Raw genomic sequence first — 17,615 nt, forward strand, 5'->3', positions numbered from 1 at the left:
GGAGAGTAACGCCCCTGGGGCGCGGGAAGGTGGTGCGCCCTTCCGGGTCGCGGGGGAGGAACGCCCTGCAGGGGCGCGGGGAACCGCGCGAACGGGACTGGACCCAGGGCGCCTTCGAAGCCTAGGGAGGACCCTCACGCCTCGGGGGCTTCGCCCCCGAACCCCCTTCGAGCAGTTCCCCGCGCCCCTGGGGGCGATGACCCCTCCCCGCGTCCCCAGCGGCGGGTGAGCCTCACTCCCGTCCGCGCAGTTCCCCGCGCCCCCGGGGGCGATGACCCCTCCCCGCGTCCCCAGGGGCAGGTGGGCCTCGCTCCCGTTCGCGCAGTTCCCCGCGCCCCCGGGGGCGATGACCCCTCCCCGCGTCCCCAGGGGCAGGTGGGCCTCGCTCCCGTTCGCGCAGTTCCCCGCGCCCCCGGGCGATGACCCCTCCCGCGCCCCAGGGGCAGGTGGGCCTCGCTCCCGTTCGCGCAGTTCCCCGCGCCCCTTTCAGGGGCGGTCCGGCTTGCCGCCGAGCCAGTCCTGGACCGCCCGCGCCGGGCGCGACCAGCGGCGGTCGTGGTGGTAGGCACGGAGCAGCGCCTTCGCGCGGGCCCGGTGGCGCCGGCGGTAGAAGCGGCGGGCCCACGGCGAGCCCGGGCGGGCCAGCCGCAGGGACGCGACGAGCGCCACCACCGGCACGATCACCCCGAACCCCGCCATCCGCACCTTCCCCTTGCTCAGCGCGATCAGCGCGAACCCGAAGTTGAGCGCGATCCCCGTCAGCACCCCCGCGCGGTTCTGGAGTTCGTCCTCGGAGAGGTCGTTGACGCCGAACGGCGCGAACCCGGCCAGCAGCAGCACCACCAGCGCCGCCGTGACGACCACCATCTCCACGCTCTTGCGTCCGGCCTCGGACCAGTACACGTCGTCCAGGTGCAGGATCAGCGCGAACTCGTCCAGCACGAGCCCCGCCCCGATGCCGAACAGCACCGCGCTCAGGTACGGGCCGAAGCCGCGCCCCCCGCTCGCCACCGCGCCGAAACCGCCGACGACGGTGAGGATGACCCCGGGCACCACATGGTGGATGTGGACCGAGCCGGCGGTGACGTTGCCGAAGGGGCCCTTGCCGGCCCGGATCAGGCGGGTGACGATCCGCGTGATCACGAAGGTGAGGACGAACGCGGCCAGGGCGAGGAGCAGCGGGAGCTTGCCCGGCTCGATGATGTTCCGCTCCAGCCACTGTCCCATATGCGTACTTTATTCACGGCCGCACCCGGCGCCCTGGTGACCGCCGGGTAATCTGCGCCGGTGCCCGAGCCCTCCCCCGCGTCCCCCGCGTCCCCCGTCTCCGCCGCCGACGGCCTCCGCTTCGCCTTCGGCACCCTCACCGTGCTCCCGGCCGGGCTGACCCGCTGGGACCGTCCGGCCGCGCGGGCGGGCATGCTCTGCGCGCCCGTCGTCGGCCTCACCGTGGGGGTGCTCGCCGCCGCGACCGGGCTGGTGCTCCTGACGCTCGGGGCGGGACCGCTGCTCGCCGCCGTGGCCTCCGTCGCCGTGCCGGCCGCGCTGACCCGGGGGCTGCACCTGGACGGACTGGCCGACACCGCGGACGGACTGGGCAGCGGCAAGCCCGCCGAGGACGCGCTGCGGATCATGAAGCAGTCGGACGTCGGACCGTTCGGGGTGCTCACCCTGGTGTTCGTGCTGCTGGCGCAGGCGGCCGCGCTGGCGCAGGCGTACGGCGGTTCCTGGGCGCGGGGCGCGCTTGCCGCCGTGGTGTCGGCGGTCGCGGCGCGGGCCGCCCTCACCCTGGCCGCTCGCACCGGTGTGCCGGCGGCCCGGCCGGAGGGACTGGGCGCTGCGGTCGCGGGTGCGGTGCCGGTGCGGGGGCGCGGCGCCGTCGTGCTCCTGGCCGCCGGACTGCTCGCGGGCGCGGGCGCGGCGCTGGGGGCGTACGACGCGGTGCGCGCCGGACTCGCGGTGGTGGTGGCGGCCGGGGCGGCCGAACTGCTGCTGCGGCGCTGCGTACGGCGGTTCGGCGGGGTGACCGGCGACGTGTTCGGCGGGGTCGCGGAGACGGCGGCGACGACCGCCCTCGTCGTCATGTCACTGGGCTGAAACGATCGTCGCATCTCCCTGTGGACGCACCGCCCTCGCCACTAGCCTGTGGGGTCGAATCGGCAGACAAACGGGGGACGTTCCAATGTCGGCATTTCGTCGTGCCACGGCCTGGTTGATCGACTTCGCTCTGGTGGCGGCGCTGGCCTCGCTGCTGGCGGTGCTCACCTTCCACCGGATATCCGCGCTGGTGACCGACGTGCCCGAACTGGCCGCGCGCGGCGGCTTCGACCTGCTCACCTCGCGCGGGGACGTGCTGGACGCGTCCGCCGGTCTCGGCACGTCGCTGTGGGACAGGTCGGTGGGGTACGTGCAGCAGGCGTTCGGGCTGCTGGTCGTCGCCGCCTTCCTCTACCAGTGGGCGTGCCTCGCCCTCGCCGGGCGGACCGTCGGCAAGGGCCTGACCGGGCTGAAGGTCACCCCGCGCACACCGCGCAGGGCGGCGCTGCGCGCGGCGGTGACCACGGCCACCGACGTCGCCGTGTACGCGGTGGCGTGCGTGCTGCTGGTCGAGGGCGAGATCGTGCTGTCGGTGCTGGTGTGGCTGGTCGCGGTGGCGCTGTTCCTGCTGAACGCGCTGCCGGTGCTGGGCGGCCGGCGCCGCTCCCTCGCCGACCGGGTCGCCGGGACCTCGGTGGCGTCCGTGGAGCTCAGCAGCTTCGCCGCCACACGTCGAGTGAGTACCTCTTGAGCAGCGAACTCAGCTTCAGGCGGCGGGAGTCGGCGCAGAAGCGGGAGACGGGCAGCTCGTACTCGACGTGGAAGACGGCCTTGCCCGCCTCGACGAACGGGGTGAGTTCCTCGCACTCCCCGTACTGGGCGCACTGTTCGTTGACCGCGAAGTCGAAGTCGCCGACCAGTTCCGGGATCTGGTCCAGGTCGTTCTTCAGGCCGACGGCCATGCCGCGCTCGTGCGCGAGCCGGGCGATCAGCCGGTTGTAGCGGAGCTGGTCGGCGGCGGTCAGCGGGAAGCCGGTGCGGTTGCGGTAGCCGTCCATGTTGTCCGGCTCCACCGCGTCGAAGCCCTTGTCCCGGCACATGTCGAGGCGTTCGGCCATCAGCGGCTCCAGGACGTCGGTGCGGCGGATGTCCAGCCAGCGCTCGCCCTCCCAGCCGTTGCCCCGGCCGATGACGGACCTCGGGAAGTCGTCCGCGTCGGGGCGGAAGTCCTCCCAGGCCCCGGTGGACAGGTAGCAGACGACCTTGCGGCCGTCACGGTGCAGCGCGTCGACGGTCTCCTTCGAGTGGTGGAAGCCGTCGATGTCGTACACGGGGACGTCGACGGAGGTGTCCAGGCGGCCGGTGAGCTGCCACTGCCAGTCAAGACCCGGCCGGGGCCGCCACCACTCCCCCGACGGCTGCGCCTCCGCACCGCCGGAACGTCCGGAACACCCCGTCAGCACCAGGGCCAGCAGGGCCATCACCACACACGTTCTTCTCACCGGACGCTCCCCCACCTCACGGCCGCCGCACCCCGCGGCACGCCAACACCTCCATGATCGCGCGGGTGTCCCCGGCGCGTCACGGGGCACCCGCCGCGCCAGGGCATGCGTGCACCGCCCATGAGTGCGGGCGCACACGCGCGTAGGCTCGGGGCCGGAGTGTTCGCCGCACCGGGGGAGGCCCCGACGGGATCGCACCCGGACGTCACGATTAGGGTCGGCTGCCGGGCCCGGTCGACCCACACCCTTCGGCCACTGAAACTTCACATCGGAAGCGAGAATTCACCACCGTGACTGCTCTGACTCTCAGCACCGCCGCGGTCGCCGGCCTGCGCGCCGACGCGATCGTGATCGGTGTCGCCAAGGGCTCCGCGTCCAAGCCCGGAGGACCCGTCGTCGCACCGGGCGCCGAGGCCGTGGACCAGGCGTACGACGGCAACCTGGCCGGTGTCCTGGAGACCCTCGGCGCGTCCGGTGCCGAGGGCGAGGTGACCAAGCTCCCCGCGCCGGCCGGCTTCAAGGCCCCGCTCGTCGTGGCGGTGGGCCTCGGCGCCCAGCCCCAGGAGGACTCCGGTTACGACGCCGAGGCGCTGCGCAAGGCGGCCGGCGCCGCCGCCCGCGCCCTCGCCGGCACGAAGAAGGCCGCGTTCGCGCTGCCCCTGGCGGACGCCGCCGACGCCGGCGCGGTCGCCGAGGGCGTGCTGCTCGGCGCGTACTCCTTCGACGCCTACAAGGACCAGGGCGACGCGAAGAACGGCAAGAACGGCAAGGCCCCGCTCGCCGAGGCCGCGCTGCTCGGCGGCAAGCCCCGCGACAAGGCGTACAAGGCGGCCGTCGAGCGCGCCGTCGCCGTGTCCGAGGAGCTCAACCGGGCCCGCGACCTGATCAACACCCCGCCGAACGACCTCAACCCCGAGGCGTTCGCGGCGGTCGCGCAGGCGGCGGCGAAGGAGCACGGCATCAAGGTGCAGGTGCTCGACGAGAAGGCCCTCGTCAAGGGCGGCTACGGCGGCATCCTCGGCGTCGGCGCCGGCTCCGCGTCCGGTCCGCGCCTGGTGAAGCTGTCGTACACCTCGTCCAAGGCGAAGAAGCACCTCGCGCTGGTCGGCAAGGGCATCACCTACGACTCGGGCGGCATCTCGCTGAAGCCGGCCGGTCACAACGAGACGATGAAGTGCGACATGAGCGGCGCCGCCGCCGTGTTCGCCGCGGTCGTCGCCGCCGCGCGTCTCGGCCTGGAGGTCAACGTCACCGGCTGGCTGGCGCTGGCCGAGAACATGCCCTCCGGCTCGGCGACCCGCCCGGGCGACGTGCTGCGCATGTACAGCGGCAAGACCGTCGAGGTGCTCAACACCGACGCCGAGGGCCGTCTGGTCCTGGCGGACGCGCTGTGGGCGGCCTCGGAGGAGAAGCCGGACGCCATCGTCGACGTCGCGACCCTCACCGGCGCGATGATGCTGGCGCTGGGCAGCCGCACCTTCGGCATCATGGCCAACGACGACGGCTTCCGCGCCGCCGTGCACGAGGCCGCCGAGGAGGCGGGCGAGCCGGCCTGGCCGATGCCGCTGCCGGACCACCTGCGCAAGGGCATGGAGTCCTCGACCGCCGACATCGCCAACATGGGCGAGCGGATGGGCGGCGGCCTGGTCGCGGGACTGTTCCTGCGCGAGTTCGTCGGCGAGGGCATCACCTGGGCACACCTCGACATCGCGGGCCCCGCCTTCAACGAGGGCGGCCCCTTCGGCTACACCCCCAAGGGCGGCACCGGTTCCGCGGTGCGCACCCTGGTCCGGCTCGCGGAGCGGGCCGCCGCGGGCGAGCTGGGCTGACACGTCCTCGGGTGACGGGCCTCGTACGCGGGTGCGACGGGGCCCCGTCACCGGGGAGTGGGACGTCTCACACCACGGCCCGGCGTCTCGTACGGCCCCGACAAGTGCGAGGATAGGGCTCGGCAGGACAGGGCCCCACTCAAGGGCCGAGAACATAGAGCGGCCGGACACCAGCCGCCGACCGGTCACTGGAGACCGGCGTGGCGCACATGCATGGAGGACGTGACGTGGCGAACGACGCCAGCACCGTTTTCGACCTAGTGATCCTCGGCGGTGGCAGCGGTGGGTACGCCGCGGCCCTGCGCGGGGCACAGCTGGGCCTGGACGTCGCCCTGATCGAGAAGGGCAAGGTCGGCGGTACCTGCCTGCACAACGGATGCATCCCCACCAAGGCCCTGCTGCACGCGGGTGAGATCGCCGACCAGGCCCGCGAGAGCGAGCAGTTCGGTGTGAAGGCCACCTTCGAGGGCATCGACATCGCGGCCGTCCACAAGTACAAGGACGACGTGATCGCCGGCCTGTACAAGGGTCTTCAGGGGCTGATCGCCTCCCGCAAGATCACCTACATCGAGGGTGAGGGCCGGCTGTCCTCCCCCACCTCCGTCGACGTGAACGGCCAGCGTGTCCAGGGCCGCCACGTCCTGCTGGCGACCGGCTCCGTGCCGAAGTCGCTGCCGGGCCTGGAGATCGACGGCGACCGGATCATCTCCTCCGACCACGCCCTGGTCCTGGACCGCGTGCCCAAGTCCGCGATCGTCCTGGGCGGCGGCGTCATCGGGGTCGAGTTCGCGTCCGCGTGGAAGTCGTTCGGCACCGACGTCACGGTCATCGAGGGCATGAAGCACCTCGTCCCGGTCGAGGACGAGAACAGCTCCAAGCTGCTCGAGCGCGCGTTCCGCAAGCGCGGCATCAAGTTCAACCTGGGCACGTTCTTCGAGAAGGCCGAGTACACCCAGGACGGCGTCAAGGTCACCCTGGCGGACGGCAAGACGTTCGAGGCCGAGGTCCTGCTCGTCGCCGTCGGCCGCGGCCCGGTCTCGCAGGGCCTGGGCTACGAGGAGGCCGGGGTCGCCATGGACCGCGGCTACGTCCTGGTCGACGAGTACATGCGCACCAACGTGCCCACCATCTCCGCCGTCGGCGACCTCGTCCCGACGCTCCAGCTCGCGCACGTCGGCTTCGCCGAGGGCATCCTGGTGGCGGAGCGCCTGGCCGGTCTCAAGACCGTCCCGATCGACTACGACGGCGTGCCGCGGGTGACGTACTGCCACCCCGAGGTCGCCTCCGTCGGCATCACCGAGGCCAAGGCCAAGGAGATCTACGGCGCGGACAAGGTCGTCGCTCTGAAGTACAACCTCGCGGGCAACGGCAAGAGCAAGATCCTGAAGACCGCGGGCGAGATCAAGCTCGTCCAGGTCAAGGACGGTGCGGTGGTCGGCGTCCACATGGTCGGCGACCGTATGGGCGAGCAGGTCGGCGAGGCGCAGCTGATCTACAACTGGGAGGCCCTGCCGGCCGAGGTGGCCCAGCTGGTCCACGCCCACCCGACGCAGAACGAGGCGCTCGGCGAGGCCCACCTGGCCCTGGCCGGCAAGCCCCTCCACTCCCACGACTGAGCCATCGGTCACCGGGCGCGACGACACAGACTTCCGCACTTTTAAAGGAGCAACCGAAACCATGGCGGTTTCCGTAACCCTTCCGGCGCTCGGCGAGAGCGTCACCGAGGGCACTGTCACCCGCTGGCTGAAGGCCGAGGGCGAGCGCGTCGAGGCCGACGAGCCGCTGCTCGAGGTGTCGACCGACAAGGTCGACACCGAGATCCCGGCCCCCGCCTCCGGCGTGCTGTCCTCCATCAAGGTCGCCGAGGACGAGACGGTCGAGGTCGGCGCCGAGCTGGCCCTGATCGACGACGGCAGCGGCGCCCCCGCGGCCACCGAGGCCCCGGCCGCCGAGCAGGCGGCCCCGCCGGCCCCCCGGAGCCGCAGGCCAGCCGTCCACCGAGCAGGCCGCCGGCCCCCGCCCCCACCGCCGAGGCGCGGCGCGGCGGCGGTTCCGCGCAGGGCACCGACGTGGTCCTGCCGGCGCTCGGCGAGTCCGTCACGAGGGCACCGTCACCCGTGGCTGAAGTCGGTGGCCACACCGTCGAGGCCGACGAGCCGCTGCTCGGAGGTGTCCACCGACAAGGTCGACACCGAGATCCCCGCCCCGCGTCCGGCACCCTGCTGGAGATCGGGTCGGCGAGGACGAGACCGCCGAGGTCGGCGCGAAGCTCGCCGTCATCGGGAGGCCGGCGCCGCTCCGGCCGCCGCCCCGCCCAGGAAGCCCGCGGCCCGGCGCAGCCGAGCCGCCCCGGCCCGGAGCCCGCCCGGCCCGGGCCCGCCCCGGCCCCGGCCGCTCGGCTCCGGCTCCGCAGCAGGCCGCCCCGGCGCCCGCTCCCGCCCCGGCTCCGGCCGCTCCGGCTCCGCAGGCTCCCGCGGCTCCGGCCCCGGCCGCCGCGCAGGCCACGGACGACGGCGCCTACGTGACCCCGCTGGTGCGCAAGCTCGCCGCCGAGAACGGCGTCGACCTGTCCACCGTCAAGGGCACCGGCGTCGGCGGCCGTATCCGCAAGCAGGACGTCATCGCCGCCGCCGAGGCCGCGAAGGCCGCCGCCGCTGCCCCGGCCCCGGCCGCCGCTCCGACGGCCGCCAAGAAGGCCCCGGTGCTCGAGGCGTCCCCGCTGCGCGGCCAGACCGTGAAGATGCCGCGGATCCGCAAGGTCATCGGCGACAACATGGTCAAGGCCCTGCACGAGCAGGCCCAGCTGTCCTCGGTCGTCGAGGTCGACGTCACCCGTCTGATGAAGCTGCGCGCCCGCGCGAAGGACGCGTTCGCGGCCCGTGAGGGCGTCAAGCTCTCCCCGATGCCGTTCTTCGTCAAGGCCGCCGCCCAGGCGCTGAAGGCCCACCCGGTCATCAACGCCAAGATCAACGAGGCCGAGGGGACCATCACCTACTTCGACACCGAGAACATCGGTATCGCGGTGGACTCCGAGAAGGGCCTGATGACCCCGGTCATCAAGAACGCCGGCGGTCTGAACCTCGCCGGTATCGCCAAGGCCACGGCGGAGCTGGCGGGCAAGGTCCGCGGCAACAAGATCACCCCGGACGAGCTGTCCGGCGCGACCTTCACCATCTCCAACACGGGTTCGCGCGGTGCGCTCTTCGACACGATCATCGTGCCGCCGGGCCAGGTCGCGATCCTCGGCATCGGCGCCACGGTCAAGCGCCCGGCCGTCGTGGAGACCGAGGACGGTCCCGTCATCGGCATCCGCGACATGACGTACCTGACCCTCTCCTACGACCACCGTCTGGTGGACGGCGCCGACGCCGCCCGTTACCTGACGGCGGTCAAGGCGATCCTGGAGGCGGGCGAGTTCGAGGTCGAGCTCGGTCTGTGAACCGCACGGTGACCCCGGGCCGCTGATCCGGTCCCTCGGTGCCCCCGTCCGGAAGCCGTCACGGCTTCCGGACGGGGGCACCGTCACATGGGGCGTGTAAGTCTCGTCTCACCTGGGCGAAAGCGCCCCCGCGCGCCCCACCCCGGCGGTCTCCCGGCCGTATTGTCTATTCGTCAAAGCCCCCCGGGGGCCCGCGGGCCCCGCTAAGGAGCCCGTCATGACCGCGCCCGTCGTCCACTCGCTGCGCGAGCAGATCCGCGAGCACATCCTGGAAGGGATCATCAGCGGGCGCTGGAAGCCGGGCGAGCGGATCGTGGAGCGGCGCATCGCGACCGAGCTGGAGGTCAGCCAGACGCCCGTGCGGGAGGCGCTGCGCGAGCTGGAGTCGCTGCGGCTGATCGAGTCGGCGCCGAACAAGGGCGTGCGGGTGCGGAACCTGACGGCGGCCGACCTGGAGGAGAGCTACCCGGTCCGGGCCGGTCTGGAGGCGATCGCGGCGGAGCTGGCGGCGGCGCGGCTGGCGGAGGACTGCTCGGCGCTGGAGCCGCATGTCGCGGCGCTGTACGAGGCGGACCGCGTCGCGGACGGGACGGCGCAGGTGCGGCACACGGTGGGGTTCCACCGGGAGCTGGTGCGGGCGGCGGGGAATTCCGTGCTGCTGCACACGTGGGAGGGGCTGGGGATCGAGGTGTTCACGGCGCTGTCGATACGGTGGCTGGGGACCGTGCAGCAGTCCTACGCGGAGGAGCACGAGGAACTGGTCGCGGCCTTCCGCCGCCGGGATCCGCGGATCGCGGAGCTGGTGAAGTCGCATGTGCTGGGGTGTGCGCCGCGGGCCTAGGGAGTCTCGCCCCCGCCGCCCCTTCCCGTCCCCACCCTGGGGGCTCCGCCCCCAGACCCCCTTTTCGCGCAGTTCCCCGCGCCCCTGAAGGGCGCGGGGAACTGCGCGACCAGCCCCACCGGACCGCGGGTGCACGTCCGCGCGGCACCGCCCTCACCTGCGCAAACGCCCCCAAAACCCGTCACCGCGTGCCACCACCGAAGGCACCCCGTGCCGACTTTCTCCGGATCAAGCGATTTTGCCCCTCAACCCTTTGATCGATCATCGATCACGGAGTTATTGTCACCTGCGGACTTCCACCGAAGTCCGCAGCCCTGTCCTGCCAAAGACAAAGGGCACCCCCGAACCCTTCTGAGGGCACCCCCTTCGACTGAGGAAGGCGGCGACATGACCGACCCCAACGCCATCCAGCCGAGCGAGCTGGACCAGCTCCCGGACCGCGACCCGGAGGAGACCGCCGAGTGGCAGGCCTCCCTGGACGCCGTGACCGCGGCGGCCGGGCCGCACCGTGCCGCGTACCTGATGCGGCGCACGCTGGAGCGTGCCGAGGGCGCCGGCGTCGCGCTGCCCAAGCTGCTCGAGACCGACTACGTCAACACCATCCCCACCGCGGCCGAGCCCGCCGTGGACGGCGACGAGGCGCTGGAGCAGCGCATCACCGCCTGGAACCGGTGGAACGCGGCGGCGATGGTGACCCGCGGCAGCAAGTACGGCGTGGGCGGCCACATCGCCACCTTCGCCTCGGCCGCGTGGCTCTACGAGACCGGCTTCAACCACTTCTTCCGCGGCAAGGAGGGGGACGGCTCCGGCGACCAGCTCTACATCCAGGGCCACGCCTCCCCCGGCATCTACGCCCGCGCGTTCCTCGACGGCCGGATCGGCGAGGAGCAGCTGGACAACTTCCGCCGTGAGGCGGGCGGCAACGGCCTGCCGTCCTACCCGCACCCGCGGCGCCTGCCCTGGCTGTGGGAGTTCCCCACCGTGTCGATGGGCCTCGGCCCGATCTCCGCGATCTACCAGGCGCGCTTCAACCGCTATCTGACCAGCCGCGGCATCAAGGACGTCTCCGACTCCCACGTGTGGGCGTTCCTCGGCGACGGCGAGATGGACGAGCCCGAGTCGACGACCGCGCTCACCCTCGCCGCCCGCGAGCAGCTGGACAACCTGACCTTCGTCGTCAACTGCAACCTGCAGCGCCTCGACGGCCCGGTCCGCGCCAACTTCAAGATCGTGCAGGAGCTGGAGGCCCAGTTCCGCGGCGCCGGCTGGAACGTCATCAAGACCCTGTGGGGCACCGCCTGGGACGAGCTGTTCCAGCTGGACACCACGGGCGCCCTGGTCCGCCGGCTGCGCGAGGTGCCGGACGCGCAGGTGCAGACGTACCAGACGCGTGACGCCGCCTACATCCGCGAGGACTTCTTCGGCAAGGACCCGGCGCTCGCCGAGATGGCGAAGCTGCTGAGCGACGACAAGATCCTCGAGTGCTTCCACCTCTCGCGCGGCGGCCACGAGTCCCGCAAGGTCTACGCCGCGTACAAGGCCGCGCTCTCCCACAAGGGCGCGCCGACCGTGATCCTGGCGCAGACCGTCAAGGGCCACACCCTCGGTGAGGGCTTCGCGTCGAAGAACGCCAACCACCAGATGAAGAAGCTGACGGTGGACGAGTTCAAGGCGATGCGCGACCGCCTGGAGCTGCCGATCGCGGACTCGCAGTTCGTCGACGGCGTGGTGCCCTACGCGCACCCGGGCGCCGACTCCCCCGAGGTCCGCTACCTCCAGGAGCGCCGCGCCGCCCTCGGCGGTCCCGCCCCGGCCCGCCGCGTGCACCCGGTCGCGCCGCTGCCGCAGCCGGCCGAGAAGGCCTTCACCGCCTTCGACAAGGGCTCAGGCTCGCAGAACGTGGCCACCACGATGGCGTTCGTCCGCCTGGTCAAGGACCTGGTCCGCGACAAGGAGACGGGCAGGCGCTGGGTGCCGATCGTCCCCGACGAGGCGCGCACCTTCGGCATGGAGAGCCTCTTCCCGTCCCTCGGCATCTACTCGCCGATGGGCCAGACGTACGAGCCGGTCGACCGCGACCAGCTGATGTACTACAAGGAAGCCAAGAACGGCCAGATCTTCAACGAGGGGATCACCGAGGCCGGCGCCATGGCCGAGTTCATCGCCGCGTCGACGTCGTACTCGACGCACGGCGAGACGATGATCCCGTTCTACATCTACTACTCGATGTTCGGCTGGCAGCGCACCGGCGACCAGATGTGGCAGCTCGGCGACCAGCTGGGCCGCGGCTTCCTGGTCGGCGCCACCGCGGGCCGCACCACGCTGACCGGTGAGGGCCTCCAGCACGCCGACGGCCACTCCCCCGTCATCGCGGCGACCAACCCGGCCGCCCTGACGTACGACCCGGCGTTCGCGTACGAGGTCGCGGTCATCGTCAAGGAGGGTCTGCGCCGGATGTTCGGCGAGGCCAAGCCGGACGAGGACCAGAACGTCTTCTACTACCTGACGGTCTACAACGAGCCGCTGCCGCAGCCCGCGAAGCCGCAGGCGGCCGGTGTCGACGAGGGCATCGTCAAGGGCCTGTACCGCTTCAACACGGCGGAGTCCGCGGGTCTGTCCCCCGCCGCCAACGCCCCGCGCATCCAGCTGCTGGGCTCCGGCACGGCGATCCACTGGGCTCTGAAGGCGCAGCGGCTGCTCGCCGAGGAGTGGGGCGTGTCCGCCGACGTGTGGTCCGCCACCTCGTGGACCGAGCTGCGGCGCGACGCGATGGAGGCCGACGAGGCCCTGCTGCGCGGCGAGGAGCGGACGCCGTACGTCCGGCAGGCGCTCCAGGGCGCCGAGGGCCCGGTGCTGGCGGTCTCGGACTACATGCGCCAGGTCCCGGACCAGATCGCGCAGTGGGTCGAGCAGGACTACACCTCGCTGGGCGCCGACGGCTTCGGTCTGTCGGACACCCGTGAGGCGGCCCGCCGCCACTTCGGCGTGGACGCCGAGTCCATCGTCGTCGCCGCCCTGGCCCAGCTCGCCCGCCGCGGCGAGGTGAAGGCCACCGCGGTGAAGGAAGCCCGGGAGAAGTACGGGCTGTAGGACGGAAGTTCGTGAGGAGGCCCCCGTCGTCACGCGTGAGCGCGTGGCGGCGGGGGCCTCTCGCGTGACGGGCATGATGGGCGCATGCGTGCTGCCCGGTTGATCAAGATGGTGCTGCTGCTGCAGTCCCGGCCCTCCATGACCGCCGCCGAGCTGGCCCGGGAGCTGGAGGTGTCGGAGCGTACGGTCACCCGTGACGCGCAGGCGCTGTCCGAGGCGGGCGTGCCGGTGTACGCGGACCGGGGGCGCATCGGCGGCTACCGGCTGGTCGGCGGGTACCGGACACGGCTGACGGGGCTGGCCCGAGGCGAGGCGGAGGCGCTGTTCCTGTCGGGGGTGCCGGGCGCGCTGCGCGAGATGGGTCTGGAGGACGCGGCCTCGGCGGCCCGGCTGAAGGTGTCGGCGGCGCTGCTGCCGTCGCTGCGGGACGCCTCGCGGACGGCGGCGCAGCGGTTCCACCTGGACGCGCCGAACTGGTTCCGGGAGCCCGAGACGCCGGCGCTGCTGCCGGCCGTGGCGGACGCGGTGTGGGACGACCGGCGGATCACCGCCCGCTACCGGCGCGGGTCCGGGGAGCGGCGGCACGAGGTGGAGCGGGAGCTGGAGCCGTACGGGCTCGTGCTGAAGGCGGGCGTCTGGTACCTGTGCGCGCGGGTCGCGGGGCGGGACTCCTTCCGGGTGTACCGGATCGACCGGTTCACGGCGGTGGAGCGGGGCGAGGAGCGGTTCGAGCGGACGGAGGACTTCGATCTGCCGGCGTTCTGGGAGGAGCGGGCGGAGCAGTTCGCGCGGTCGATCCTGCGGGCGGAGGTGGTGGTGCGGCTGTCTGCGGAGGGGGTGCGGCGACTGCCGTACGCGGTGGACTCCGGCGTGGCGCGGGAGGTGCTGGAAGGGGTGGCTGCGCCCGGGGACGGGGAGTGGGTGACGGTGACGCTGCCCGTCGAGTCCGAGGAGGTGGCGCGGACGCAGTTGGCTTCTCTGGGGGCGGAGGCGGAGGTTGTGGAGCCGGACTCGTTGCGGGAGTTCTTCGCCTCCGAGGCGGAGAGGGTGGTGCGGTTGTACCGGGGGTGAGAGCAGGGTTTTTCGCCCCCTCCGCCCCTTCCCTTCCCGGCCCTGGGGGCTTCGCCCCCAGACCCCCTTTTGCGCAGTTCCCCGCGCCCCTGAGGGGGCGCGGGTTGATGCTTGTCGTGTGATGGACGAGACGGAGTTCTGGGCGTTGGTGGACGGGGCTCGGGAGGATGCCGAGGGGGATCCCGAGGAGCAGGCCGATCTGCTCGTGGAGCGGCTGGTGCGGCTGGACCCCGAGGCCGTGCTGGACTTCGCCCGTCACTTCGAGGCGCGCTACCAGCGTGCGTACCGCTGGGACCTGTGGGGCGCCGCGTGGGTGCTGCTGGACGGGTGCAGCGACGACGCCTTCGACTTCTTCCGGTGCTGGCTCATCGGCCAGGGCCGTGAGGTGTTCGAGGGCGCGCTGCACGACCCGGACGCGCTCGCCGACCTGCTCGACGACTTCGACGAGGAGATCGACGGCGACGGGGAGGACCTGGGCTATGCGGCCGACGAGGCGTACGAGCAGCTCACCGGTCTGGTGATGCCCGACCTCGGCCTCCCTCCGGCCCCCGCGGAGCCGGAGGGCACGCCGATCGACTTCGAGAACGAGGCACTGCTCGCCGCGCGCTACCCACGGCTGTGGGAGAGGTTCCGCGGGGACTGAGCCGCGGGGCGCGGGCGCCGGGCGCCGGTCACAGGCGCCGGTGCGGGCTCTGCGCGTGGCGCAGGGGGGCCGCGTTGGCCTGCATGAGGGCGGAGGCCGTGGAGGCGGCGGGGCCGAGGACGACGGCCGCCGCGGCGACCAGGGCGGTCCAGGGGCGGCGCAGGGCGTCCGCCCAGGTGGTACTTCGGTCAGGGGTGTCGCTCATGGGCTCAGCTCTTCGTTCCGTGCGCGTCGTCTTCCACGGTGACGCGCTGTGTGTCGGTGCCGGTGTCCCGGCCGGGGCCGGTTCCGGCGTCGCGGCCCTGGAGGCGGGCCGCGAGGTCCCTGATCTCCGGGAGCCGCGCGTGCAGGGCGGCGCCCGGGCAGTCGGTCATGTAGCCGTCGCTGTGGCCCGCGACGGCGGGCAGGACGGCGATGGTGCCGGCGGCGTAGCGGCTGCCGCCGTTGCTGGAGACCAGCCGCACGTCGGAGCGCGGGTCGGTGCCGGAGGGACCGAGCTTCCAGGCGGTCACGGCGGCGATCGAGTGCAGCATCGCGTCGGGCACCTCGACGCCCTCGGTGAAGGTGCCGAGGGCGGCGATACCCGCGGTGCGGTGGTTGAAGCCCTGGGTGTGGGCGCCGGTGACGGGCCGGTCGGCGCCGCCGGCGCGGCCCTCGTAGACGGTGCCGCAGCGGTCGACGACGAAGTTGTAGCCGAGGTCGTCCCAGTCGCGGCCCTGGGTCTGCCCCTCGTACAGCGCCCGGAGGATGCCGGGGGCGTCGGCGCAGTCGTACCCGTTGGGCGAGTCGGTGTGGTGGATGAACACGGCGACGACCTGGTCGTCGTAGCGCGGCGGGGGCTGGTCGCGGGCCGCGTCGCCGATCCATGCCGCGCGCGGCACGATGTCCGGCCGGGGGGCGTGGAAGGCGGGCGCGGGGCGGGCGGCGGCCTGGGCGTCGGAGGCCTCGGCGGCCCGTTCGACGCCGTAGGCGCACAGCACCAGCGCGACGACGGCGGCGGCGCCCGGCACGAAGCCGAGGGGCACGGTGACCGTCCTCGGCAGCCGCGTGGAGCCGCGCCGGCCGGGTATCCGGGCCGGGCGGGGCTTCCGCGCGCCGCGCGGTCTCCTGGGGACACGCATGGTCCCACTGTGGGACGGGCCGCGGCGGCGCGCGACGTCTGCTCCGCCAGTCGGTGGACGGCCGGCGGAACCATCGTGCCGGTGCGTGACGTTTTCCCCAGTGCACGCGCGCCCTCGTGGGCGGTTGTCCCGTGTCCGGCGGGCGCGTGGCTGATCACGTGGCCCCCGGGCCCCGTACTGAGGGTCGTGGTCCCGAGAGAAAGGCGGCGTGCGTGGATCTGCTCGACATCCTGCTGATGCTGGTCGTCCTGGCCTATGCGGCGTCCGGTTACCGGCGCGGACTGGTCGCCGGCTGTGTGTCCCTGGCCGGGTTCGTGGGCGGCGCGGTCGTCGGCGTGTGGATCCTGCCGTGGGTGATGGACCTGGTGACGCCGGGGACCACGCGGGCGACGGTGACGGCGGTGTTCACGGTGCTGCTGCCGGCCGTGGTGGGGCACGAGCTGGCGGGGCGGCTGGGGCTGCGGCTGCGCCGGGAGCTGGACCGTGGCCCGCTGCGGGTGGCGGACGGGGTCGGCGGGGCCGCGGCGAACGCGGTGGCGGTGCTGATCGTGGCGTGGGTGGCGGCGAGCGTGCTGGGCGCGTCCTCGTCGCCGCTGGTGACGTCGGCGATCCGGGACTCGCGGCTGCTGGGCGCGGTGCAGGACGCCATGCCGGACACCACGCCGGCCTGGTTCTCGCGGGCGACGTCGGCGCTGACCGAGGCTGGTTTCCCGCAGGTGTTCAACCCGTTCGAGAACGAGTCGACCGCGGAGGTGGCCGCGCCGACCGGGGACAGCGTGACGCCGGCCGCCACGCGCGCGGCGCAGCGCAGCACGGTGAAGGTCGAGGGCGTGGCCGGCACGCAGGGGCGTGAGGGCAGCGGGTTCGTGTACGCGCGGGAGCACGTGATGACCAACGCGCACGTGGTGGCGGGCATCGACGAGCCGACCGTGCGGGTGGGCGGCGTCGGGCGGACGTACGAGGCACGGGTGGTGCTGTTCGACGCGCAGACCGACGTGGCCGTGCTGTACGTGCCGGACCTGGTGGCGCCGGTGCTGGCCTTCGACGACGACGCGGAACGGGGCGCGGCGGCGGTGGTGGCGGGCTATCCGCAGGACGGCGACCTGAACCTGCAGGCGGCGACGGTCGCGGGGCGGGTGCAGGCGCGCGGGCAGAACATCTACAACGACGCGCCGGTCACCCGGGAGATCTACTCGATCCGCTCCACGGTCCGCCCGGGCAACTCGGGCGGACCGCTGCTGACCACCGACGGGCGGGTGTTCGGCGTGGTGTTCGCGCGCTCCACGTCGGACGCGGAGACGGGGTACGTGCTGACGGCGGACGAGGTGGCCGACGAGGCCGCGCGGGCGGCGACGGCCACCGCGCCGGTGGACACGGGGCAGCCGGTGCTCTCGTAGGGCGGACCGAGGGTGCTCTCGTAGGGCGGTCCGAGAGTGCTCTCGTAGGGCGGTCCGAGGGTGCTCTCGTGGGGCGGGCCGAGGGTGCTCTCGTAGGGCGGGCCCGCGTCAGACGAGGTTCTGTCCCATCAGGACGTCGTCGACGTAGCGCCCGCCGACGTGGAACTCGCCGGGCAGCACGCCCTCCACCACGAAACCCTCGGACTCGTAGAGCGTGCGGGCGGCGGTGTTGGGGCCGAGGACGCGCAGGGTGATGCGGCGGGCTCCACGGCGGCGGGCCTCCTCGACGGCGGCCCGCACCAGGGCGCGGCCGGTGCCCTTGCCGCGGGCCTCCTCGGCGACGGCGAGGCCGCGGATCTGCCGGACGTGCGCGTTGGTCGGCATCGGGGTGGGGTGGCCGAGGCGGACGTAGCCCACGACCCGTCCGTCGTGCTCGGCGACGAGGTGGGCGTCCGGGCCGCACGTCGGGTGGAAGAAGGGCTCGTCGGGTGCGGGCGGCTCGGGCCGGACCTCGTGCAGCGGCGACCAGGTGTCGCGGTCCAGGCGGGCCAGTGCGGGCTCGTCGTCGGTGCGGGCGGGACGTATGAGGGGCTGCGGCATGCGCGTCACTCTAGGACTCCGCCTGCCGTGCTCACCGTGATTTCT

The 17,615-nt window shown here is 73.0% G+C and carries 14 protein-coding genes and 1 pseudogene; 10 read left to right on the top strand and 5 right to left on the bottom strand.

Annotated features, from left to right (window positions below; all coding sequences use genetic code 11):
• Positions 1–486: 486 nt before the first annotated feature.
• Positions 487–1,227, bottom strand: coding sequence for a hypothetical protein (locus tag AY578_RS08910; protein ID WP_136237798.1), 741 nt, complete (start codon positions 1,225–1,227; stop codon positions 487–489).
• 60 nt (positions 1,228–1,287) lie between these two features.
• Here AY578_RS08910 and AY578_RS08915 point away from each other — a divergent pair, with 60 nt between their 5' ends.
• Together AY578_RS08915 and AY578_RS08920 are read left to right on the top strand one after the other, a co-directional pair.
• Positions 1,288–2,097: an adenosylcobinamide-GDP ribazoletransferase gene (locus tag AY578_RS08915; RefSeq protein WP_258902235.1), complete on the top strand. Its 810-nt coding sequence runs from the start codon at positions 1,288–1,290 to the stop codon at positions 2,095–2,097.
• Between the two features lie 85 nt (positions 2,098–2,182).
• Positions 2,183–2,788, top strand: coding sequence for an RDD family protein (locus AY578_RS08920; protein ID WP_210634329.1), 606 nt, complete (start codon positions 2,183–2,185; stop codon positions 2,786–2,788).
• Here AY578_RS08920 and AY578_RS08925 read toward each other — a convergent pair.
• Positions 2,748–3,518, bottom strand: a complete 771-nt coding sequence (locus AY578_RS08925) for an endo alpha-1,4 polygalactosaminidase (protein ID WP_019522035.1) — start codon at positions 3,516–3,518, stop codon at positions 2,748–2,750. The genes AY578_RS08920 and AY578_RS08925 overlap by 41 nt on opposite strands.
• Before the next feature lie 311 nt (positions 3,519–3,829).
• Here AY578_RS08925 and AY578_RS08930 point away from each other — a divergent pair, with 311 nt between their 5' ends.
• The 7 genes and pseudogenes from AY578_RS08930 (at position 3,830) to AY578_RS08960 (ending at position 14,452) form a co-directional block, all read left to right on the top strand.
• Positions 3,830–5,368, top strand: a complete 1,539-nt coding sequence (locus AY578_RS08930; RefSeq protein ID WP_258902236.1) for a leucyl aminopeptidase — start codon at positions 3,830–3,832, stop codon at positions 5,366–5,368.
• A 227-nt stretch (positions 5,369–5,595) separates the two neighbouring features.
• Positions 5,596–6,984, top strand: a complete 1,389-nt coding sequence (gene lpdA / locus AY578_RS08935) for a dihydrolipoyl dehydrogenase (protein ID WP_019522037.1) — start codon at positions 5,596–5,598, stop codon at positions 6,982–6,984.
• A 61-nt stretch (positions 6,985–7,045) separates the two neighbouring features.
• Positions 7,046–8,807 (top strand): annotated as a pseudogene (gene sucB, locus AY578_RS08940) (2-oxoglutarate dehydrogenase, E2 component, dihydrolipoamide succinyltransferase).
• Positions 8,808–9,024: 217 nt separating this feature from the next.
• Positions 9,025–9,648, top strand: coding sequence for a GntR family transcriptional regulator (locus tag AY578_RS08945; RefSeq protein ID WP_019522039.1), 624 nt, complete (start codon positions 9,025–9,027; stop codon positions 9,646–9,648).
• Between the two features lie 387 nt (positions 9,649–10,035).
• A complete protein-coding gene (gene aceE / locus AY578_RS08950) occupies positions 10,036–12,738 on the top strand; it encodes a pyruvate dehydrogenase (acetyl-transferring), homodimeric type (protein ID WP_019522040.1) in 2,703 nt (900 codons plus the stop codon).
• Between the two features lie 84 nt (positions 12,739–12,822).
• Positions 12,823–13,809, top strand: coding sequence for a helix-turn-helix transcriptional regulator (locus AY578_RS08955; RefSeq protein WP_028959825.1), 987 nt, complete (start codon positions 12,823–12,825; stop codon positions 13,807–13,809).
• A gap of 121 nt (positions 13,810–13,930) precedes the next feature.
• Complete coding sequence (locus AY578_RS08960; RefSeq protein WP_019522042.1) at positions 13,931–14,452, top strand: DUF4240 domain-containing protein; 522 nt, start codon at positions 13,931–13,933, stop codon at positions 14,450–14,452.
• Between the two features lie 28 nt (positions 14,453–14,480).
• Here the strand turns inward: AY578_RS08960 and AY578_RS08965 are convergent, their stop codons facing one another.
• Both AY578_RS08965 and AY578_RS08970 read right to left on the bottom strand, forming a co-directional pair.
• Positions 14,481–14,657, bottom strand: a complete 177-nt coding sequence (locus AY578_RS08965; protein WP_019522043.1) for a hypothetical protein — start codon at positions 14,655–14,657, stop codon at positions 14,481–14,483.
• Between the two features lie 4 nt (positions 14,658–14,661).
• Positions 14,662–15,573: a peptidoglycan recognition protein family protein gene (locus tag AY578_RS08970; protein ID WP_078504467.1), complete on the bottom strand. Its 912-nt coding sequence runs from the start codon at positions 15,571–15,573 to the stop codon at positions 14,662–14,664.
• Between the two features lie 212 nt (positions 15,574–15,785).
• Here AY578_RS08970 and AY578_RS08975 point away from each other — a divergent pair, with 212 nt between their 5' ends.
• Positions 15,786–16,970 carry a MarP family serine protease gene (locus AY578_RS08975; RefSeq protein WP_019522045.1) on the top strand — a complete coding sequence of 395 codons (1,185 nt, stop codon included), beginning with the start codon at positions 15,786–15,788 and terminating at the stop codon, positions 16,968–16,970.
• A gap of 108 nt (positions 16,971–17,078) precedes the next feature.
• Here the strand turns inward: AY578_RS08975 and AY578_RS08980 are convergent, their stop codons facing one another.
• The gene (locus tag AY578_RS08980; protein WP_028959823.1) at positions 17,079–17,570 is read right to left on the bottom strand and encodes a GNAT family N-acetyltransferase; all 492 of its coding nucleotides are present in this window, start codon (positions 17,568–17,570) and stop codon (positions 17,079–17,081) included.
• Positions 17,571–17,615: the final 45 nt, after the last annotated feature.

Source organism: Streptomyces thermocarboxydus (assembly GCF_024760485.1).
GTDB lineage: Bacteria > Actinomycetota > Actinomycetes > Streptomycetales > Streptomycetaceae > Streptomyces > Streptomyces cellulosae.